This window comes from Escherichia sp. E10V10, assembly GCF_004211985.1.
In the GTDB taxonomy this organism is placed as follows: domain Bacteria; phylum Pseudomonadota; class Gammaproteobacteria; order Enterobacterales; family Enterobacteriaceae; genus Escherichia.
Genome location: NZ_RHJO01000026.1, coordinates 1 through 8264 on the forward strand (window position 1 = coordinate 1; position 8264 = coordinate 8264).

An 8264-nucleotide genomic window follows, 5' to 3' on the forward strand; every position below is an offset into this window, starting at 1 on the left:
AACCGCGCCGTCTTTACAGACGAATTCCGGTGCACGATAGGTCCGCTTCACCCCGTCCGGTGCGGCAGGCTGGTCCTGCGGAATTTCAAATTTGATTTCCTGCAGACGGAGATAATTCACCCCCTTGTGCAGATAGGCATTTTCGACAAGACAGGCATGGATGTAATAGGTCTTTCCGGCCTCGAAATTAGATTCGGTAAAATACAGGGCGATATCGGGCGCGCCACCACTGGCTTTAAGCGGGATCTGCGTTTTTCCCAGTAACGTCAGCGGCGTGTAGTGGTTCTTTTTCTGTATCTCTTTTCCGGCAAACAGATACACCGCGCCGCCCAGCAGGTCGTGCTCCTTCACCGCCTCCCAGTTCGAAAGCAGCGGGAATGTCGCCAGGCCATAGCTGTCATCACCGGGGCGCGCCTGAGGGTTCTGCCCTTCTGCCACGCTGACAGCTGGCGCCGTCGCGGCCTCCCAGGCACTGTTGATAAAAAAGTTCGCGGTGTTGACCATCGTCCCGACGCCATAAATCCCGGCGCTGAACGCGGTAAGCAGCGTGCGGTTTTCCCGGGGCTGCACGTTAATGACGGCGCTCCCCAGGTCGTCCAGCATGACGTAAAAATAATCCCCACTGGTTCTGTCTGTCGCACAGGGGACAATTTCACTGAACGATGCATCGCTGATGATGGCATCTTCGGTAATGCGGGTCACGAGGGGGTAAAAACAGGCCTGGGTGTTTCTTAGTCCCGGCACGGTCAGCCGCCAGGCCATAGCAGGACGTGAGGATAACGGTCGCGTGCTGTCATTGCTGTAATCAATTAACACCGGTGTATCGGCAGCAAAAGTGACGTCAACATCAATATCGGCATCCCAGGCTACATTCCAGGTCACGGTTTCAGAGGTAACCGGGATTCCACTATTATCAAGGCAGCAGGAAACCGTCCACGACAGGCGGTCACCTTTCATCAGGCTGTCATCCACAGTCAGTAAGCAGCCGCCATATAAGGTATTGCCGTCCTGCCACCAGGAGATTTCAGGAGGATAAAAATTCCCCCGGTTTAATGCAAAGGGACACTCGGTTCCGGAAAAATGTTCACCGGCTTTCAGTTGATACTGAAACGTGGCATATAGCGTCTGTCCGGGAAAAATATTGCAGTTGTTTTGCGGGCTGATATGCAGCAGCCGGGATGAATTGGCTTCGCGGATGCGCAGTGGGGACATCGCACACCATGCAAAACTTGCATATGCCCAGACTTCACGATTGGCAATTTCCTCTTCTGTAAAGGGCATCGTTACCTGATTATTTTTATCCACATCCATAATAGCTACCCCCTCTATGGAGGAGGCTACTTCACATTCCAGTTCCCCGCTAAAACAAAAACATACTTTACGATTACAACATATATTCCCGCCAGGAATTAATGTGACTGTATCAGTTAAATCACGGAAATCACCAGTACTATTGACAACCATGTCTACTGCGTCATATGTGCGTAAATCTAAATTATATGGAGTTTCAACGACAAGATCGGTACTGATATCACCAAGATAAAAGGTAAGAGTTATACTTTGTACATAAGGTACCATTGTTTTTTCTATCAGAGTTTCTGCGTTGTTCAGAGTAAGGAAGGGCAAAATACCAAATAAAAATTCTCCATTCTGATCTGTTTCTGTATTATAAAAGCCATAACTATCCTGTTGTAATTTCTTTGCGTCACCCTCATAGGATATTTTGAGTATTGGATGAGTATCAAGTGTGGACCAGTCATTTTTGGTGACCACATCAACATGATATTTGAAGGGGCTTTTTTTTATTGGATTATTTTCAGCGTCAAAAATTTTAATCAGATAATAAATGTGGTTATTCTTAAGATTACTTCCATCCGGTGAATAGAGGGTTGCGCAGACTGGGCCTTTCCGTTGACTTATAGTCATAGTCAGCCCATCTTTCTCTATCTTTTTGTACGTGGTATTAATTACTTTAGGTGACATTGTATTATCCTGTGCTTTGTTCATTGCTCACACTTAGTATGATGCTATAAAATAATAACCGTACACCATCTGTTGCGGCTTACCGTTATGACACCAATTGATGATGTGGGTAATTAATACCGCACCTTTATTAAAACAAGTACTTATAAAGAGATTATGTTTTTATAATTATGCAGGTACTGTTACATTAACCGTTAGTTTCTTGTCTATCTGAGCATTGCATTATTTCATCAGTGAGCTTTTGCGGTTTGATTTTTAAGATATCTATCTCTGCAAATAAGAATATTACTTCTTTTATTTATAAAAGAAATCTGTAGTCCTTAAGTAAAATGTTATAGAAATAATGTACCAGATGGAGTGGTTCATTTAATTAAAGGATGTATAACATGAACAACGTATTCAATGTTGTCCGTAACGAATCTACTGGCGTCTGGGTCGCGGTATCGGAGTTTGCAAAGAGTCGGGGAAAACGAACCGGACGTCGTATGCTGGCCGGCTTTGCGATGACGCTGGTTGTTTTCGTATTGACACTAAACTGTGTTACTTCGTCGCTCGCCGCAACGGTGTCGATTCTGCCGGGAGAGAGCGTCTATCTGTCACAAATCTATGGCACTGGCGCAAATCAGACAACGCGTTTAAGTGATCTCATTTTTAATGGTACGAGCTCTTCTCCGGCAACGCTTATTGTTGACCGCAATACGCCACTGGGGACAGACAGTTGGTTGTTTAATGCCACCGGTAATGCCGTTAACTTAATTAGTCTGAGTGGAACTCGAAGAGCAGTGATTAAGCTGCTGGACGGTATTGATATGACAATAAGCAACTCCACAGGGGGAGCTGTTTATAATTCCGGGACTGCTTCGGGAATTGTGTATGAACTCGGCAATGGCAGTCAGCTCCGTTTTGTCGATAACCGTGCCAATAATGGCTATCGTGGCCTTATCATCTCAAATTCAGATGTGCTTTTCCGTGGTGCGAACGGTACTGTTGTTTTTGACAATAACAGCGCCTACTCCTATGACCCCGCGATAGATACCACTAACGCCAACATTATATTTGAAGGCAACGTAACGCTGACCAATAATGTCAATCACGCTATTGCCGGCGGTGTTATTCGGTTACATGACTCGGGCAATTTGATTTTCAGTGGTACAGACGCCTCCATTATTATCGGTAATAACAGCGCAATAAGTTCGGGTGGCGGATTATTTTCTGACGGAAGTGTGCAGTTGTATGGTAATGCCGATATCTATGGTAACCGGGCTGTCAGGGATACTGCGGGAGCTATCGTTGCACAGACCGGACTGGTGATGGAGACGAACGGTATCGATGGTATGAAAGTGCATGGAAACTATTCCAATGGCCAGTATGCAGGCGCTATTCTTATCGGCAACAGCGCGAATTTTACCGGCACGAGTCTGCTACATGCGAAAAATAGCGATATTCAGTTCTATAATAATTTCACCGGGGTCGGAAATCTCTTAACGCCCAATATGACATATGCGGTTGCCAATGCGATTAATATCCGCCAGCCGAATGGTGTGTTGAATATTGCTGCTGACGCTGGGCGTCAGATTCTGTTTCGTGATCCGATAACCAGTTTCAACTCCACTGGCGTGGCAATAAATGTCATTGTTGGAATTAATACCACCAACGGCAGCGATGCTACCGATGGGAAAGTGACTTTTAGTGGCGAAGATTTCACACCTGGTTCTCAAAATACGCAATCGCGGATTTATGCCAATACCACCGTTTATGGTGGTGTCCTGGAACTGAAAGACAATGCTCAGTATGGCATAAACACCAGCAGCACGCGGTTTACATTGCGGGACGGTGCCACTTTATTGTCAACCAGCACGGCGGCGAATACCGTGAATGTGCTTTCATCCGGCACCATGAATTTCGCCGATGGCTCGCTGATTAAGAGCAATGGCGACAGCAAATTGAATCTGAATGCCGGTAGTCGGCTGATTGGTACTGCAGCAGGTGACACGGTAGCGATTGAAACCGACGGAGCCGATAAACTGACACTCGGCGGAGTCCTGTCCGGCCCTGGCAAACTGGAAAAGATCGGCACGGGAACCTTATCTACGGCTAACGCCAATCAGTTCCTCAACACAGGTGGATTCAATGTCAAAGAAGGAACACTGAACGCGCAGAACATGGCGCAGAGTTTCAGTTCACTGGATATCCAACATAACGCGTTAATGACGATGGGCAACAGCGGCGAAAACCTGTCGATCACCGATCGCGCCATGATTGCCGGTACGCTGGAAAACGTCCAGACGCTGAATAAATCAGGCAGTGGTGAGCTGCAGATTGCTAATTCCGTAGGCGCTAACCGGTTGGATATGTCTGGCGGTACGCTGAAAGTTGATGCCGGTGAAACGCTGATTGTCGCTGCGGACGCAAATTTTGGCAGCGGTGTAACCGCGCAGGTTGATATTGCCAGTGACCCGGCACTGAGCGCCGATACTCTCCAGCTTACCGGGAACAATACGCTGGATATCTCCGGCTATGCCCCTGTTTCTGATGAGAATCTGTATACCCTTATCCGCACCCGGAACGGGATTAGCGGCGATTTCAGCTATACCGTCGCAGGACAGGCTTTGCAGGATTATGTCGATACAGACCATTTTCTGATCGGATGGGCGAAGAAAGATGACGACAGCAAAAATGTTATTGCGCAGTTTGGTCTGGTCTGGTTAAACACCGAAGACTCCAGTGCTCACGGTACGTTCAACGTAACGGACAGTCACAGCTTTACCCTGGGAGACGCACTGCAAGATAATCTGAACTCCACCGCGTATGGTTTCGGCTGGGACGGCAAAAGCCTCAGCAAAACTGGTGGCGGTACGCTGATATTCTCCGCCATCAACGGCTATACCGGTAGCACGACTGTTAATGAAGGCACACTGCGGACCGCTATCGCCGACACACTGAACAGCAGTAGCGATATTATCGTCAACGGTGGTGTACTCGATCTGAACGGCAACAATCAGCAGGCTAACCGCCTGAGCGGCAGCGGTGGCGTTGTGATGCTGAACGGCGCATCGCTGATCGCCGTTAACGCCACGGACAGTGATAATTCGCGTTTTGACGGTGACATCATCGATGGCAATGTAGCTGGCGGCCGCTTCATCAAGAACGGTGATGGCAGCCTGACGCTGGCGGGACAGACGGCCTGGATCACAGATACTGAGATTAATGCGGGGGAGCTTGTCTTTGATGGTGCCAACGGTGGCGCGCAACTGACCAGCAATATTATTGGTAATAACGGCAGCCGACTGACTCTGCAAAACGGCGCACAACTGACCGGATGGATCGACCCGGCGAATGTCGATATTGATGCTGCCAGCCGCTGGAACATGACAGCTGCTTCAAAGGTCAACGATCTGAGCAGTGCCGGAACGATCTCGATTTCCGCACCTAACGATAATGATTTCAAAACCCTGACCGTGGCGGGCAACTACACTGGCAATGACGGTCTGATTGTGATGAACACGGAACTGGGGGGCGACGATTCTCAAACCGACAAGCTCATTGTTCACGGCGATACGGTCGGTAACACCAGGGTTGCGGTGCATAATGTCGGGGGCGTGGGTAAACAGACTGACAACGGTATTGAACTGGTTCATGTTGACGGCAGCTCTACCGGTCACTTCGCCCTGACCACCGGCACTGTGGAAGCTGGCGCTTATGTTTATACGTTGGCGAAAGGCACTGACAGTGCGGCGCAAAACTGGTATCTCACCAGTAAGTGGAAAGGTCCCGTTTTACCTGTTCGACCCGTTGTACCGGAGGCTCCGGTCAAACCACCGGTAGTGGATCCGATGGCACCAGACGCGCTGCGCCCGGAAGCGGGTAGTTATATCAGCAATATTTCAGTCGCGAACACGCTGTTTAACCACCGTCTGCACGATCGTCTTGGTGAACCGCACTACACCGACGCGCTAAAAGAGGACGGACTGGCAGCCAGCATGTGGATGCGCCATGTCGGCGGTCATGAACGTTCTGTTGTCGGTGACGGTCAGTTGAAAACGCAGAGCAACCGTTATGTGCTGCAACTGGGGGGTGATATCACACAGTGGAGTACCGACGGCACCGACCGCTGGCATTTGGGGGTGATGGGAGGTTATGCAAACGCGCGCAGCAATACCCGCAGCGACCGCGCCGGTTACGGCTCTGACGGACGTATCAACGGTTACAGCGCCGGGCTGTACGGAACCTGGAACCAGAATGAGGCGGATAAAACCGGGGCGTATGTCGATAGCGGGATGTTGTACAACTGGTTTAATAACAGTGTGGCAGCAGATAACCGCGCCAGCGACAGTTACAGTTCGAAAGGACTGACTGCCTCACTGGAAGCGGGTTATACCCTGAAATCCGGAGAGTTTTCCGGCAGTCGGAGCACGCTGAACACCTGGTATATCCAGCCGCAGGCACAGGTTACCTGGATGGGCGTGAAGGACAATGCGCACAACCGCAACGATGGGACCCGTATTGAAACTCAGGGCGATGGTAACATCCAGACGCGTCTGGGTGTGAGAACGTACCTGAACAGTCATCACAAAATGGATGATAGTAAGCAGCGTGAGTTGCAGCCATTCGTGGAAGTAAACTGGATCCACAATACCGAAACCTTTGGTGTGAAGATGGATGGCGTAAGCATCAGTCGTGACGGCGTGCGTAATCTGGGCGAAATCCGCACCGGGGTGGAAGGTAAAGTGAATGCTAATCTGAGCATCTGGGGCAACGTTGGTGTACAAACAGGTGACAAAGGCTATAGCAACACTCAAGGAATGCTGGGGATTAAGTACAGTTGGCGCTAACATTGCCTGATGCGCTACGCTTATCAGGCCTACATATCAAAGCAATATATTGAATTTGCGCGATTTTATGGCCGGATAAGGCGTTTACGCCGCATCCGGCATGAACAAAACGCACTCTGTCAGAAAACGGGAAGGAGCCTGTACATAGATTTGTGTAATTGCCTGATTTTGATATGTTCAATCCAGCATCAAATGAAGGTTAATTTATGGACGAAAAACAGTTACAGGCTCTGGCTAACGAACTGGCCAAAAACCTCAAAACCCCTGAAGACCTCAGTCAGTTTGATCGGCTGCTGAAAAAGCTCAGCGTTGAAGCCGCTCTCAATGCAGAGATGACACACCATCTTGGGTATGAGAAAAATCAGTCCAGACCAGGAGCTAACTCCCGCAACAGTTATTCCACAAAGACCGTTATCACAGGCGACGGTCCACTGGAACTGCGTACTCCGCGCGATCGTGACGGTACCTTCGAACCACAACTGGTAAAGAAAAATCAGACCCGTATTACCGGGATGGATAACCAGATCCTCTCGTTGTATGCCAAAGGGATGACCACCCGTGAGATAGCTGCTGCGTTCAAAGAACTGTATGACGCAGATGTTTCACCGGCACTGATATCAAAGGTTACCGATGCCGTGATGGAGCAGGTTGTAGAATGGCAAAACCGACCACTGGATGCTGTTTACCCCATTGTTTATCTTGACTGTATCGTCCTGAAAGTTCGGCAGGACAGTCGCGTCATCAACAAATCGGTGTTCCTGGCACTGGGCATCAATATCGAAGGTCAGAAAGAACTGCTGGGTATGTGGCTGGCCGAAAATGAAGGGGCGAAGTTCTGGCTCAATGTGCTGACTGAACTGAAAAACCGCGGTCTGAACGATATCCTCATCGCCTGTGTGGATGGCCTGAAAGGCTTCCCGGATGCCATCAACACAGTATATCCGAAGGCCCGCATCCAGTTATGCATCGTGCATATGGTGCGCAACAGCCTGCGCTTCGTGTCATGGAAGGACTACAAAGCCGTCACTCGCGACCTGAAAGCGATTTATCAGGCTCCCTCGGAAGAGGCAGGCCAGCAGGCACAGGAAGCGTTCGCTGCGGCCTGGGACAGTCGCTATCCTCAGATAAGCCGAAGCTGGCAGGCTAACTGGCCGAATCTTGCCACGTTCTTCGCTTATCCAACGGACATCCGCAAAGTGATCTATACGACGAATGCCATCGAGTCGCTAAACAGCGTGATCCGCCATGCGATCAAAAAGCGTAAAGTGTTCCCGACAGACGACTCGGTGAAAAAAGTGGTGTGGCTGGCAATCCAGTCTGCGTCCCAGAAATGGACGATGCCGTTGAAGGACTGGCGAATGGCAATGAGCCGCTTTATTATCGAGTTCGGTGACCGCCTGGACGGTCACTTCTGAGAAAAGGCATTTACACAGAATCCTAAACAGGCTC

The 8264-nt window shown here is 49.6% G+C and carries 2 protein-coding genes and 1 pseudogene; 2 read left to right on the top strand and 1 reads right to left on the bottom strand.

The window, feature by feature from the left end:
- Positions 1-1983 (bottom strand): hypothetical protein (locus D9736_RS20305; protein ID WP_130238305.1); only part of this gene is annotated, 1983 nt, incomplete at its 3' end.
- 398 nt (positions 1984-2381) lie between these two features.
- On the opposite strand from D9736_RS20305, the pseudogene D9736_RS20310 reads away from it, so the two are divergent.
- Both D9736_RS20310 and D9736_RS20320 read left to right on the top strand, forming a co-directional pair.
- A pseudogene (locus D9736_RS20310) lies at positions 2382-6815 on the top strand (autotransporter outer membrane beta-barrel domain-containing protein); the annotation flags it as partial.
- A 206-nt stretch (positions 6816-7021) separates the two neighbouring features.
- Entirely contained in the window at positions 7022-8230 is a 1209-nt protein-coding gene (locus D9736_RS20320; RefSeq protein WP_130259044.1) for an IS256-like element IS1414 family transposase, read from the top strand.
- Positions 8231-8264: the final 34 nt, after the last annotated feature.

Excerpts from the sequence above, each read along its gene's own strand:
- D9736_RS20320 (WP_130259044.1), top strand. The coding sequence starts at position 7,022 with ATGGACGAAAAACAGTTACAGGCTCTGGCTAACGAACTGGCCAAAAAC.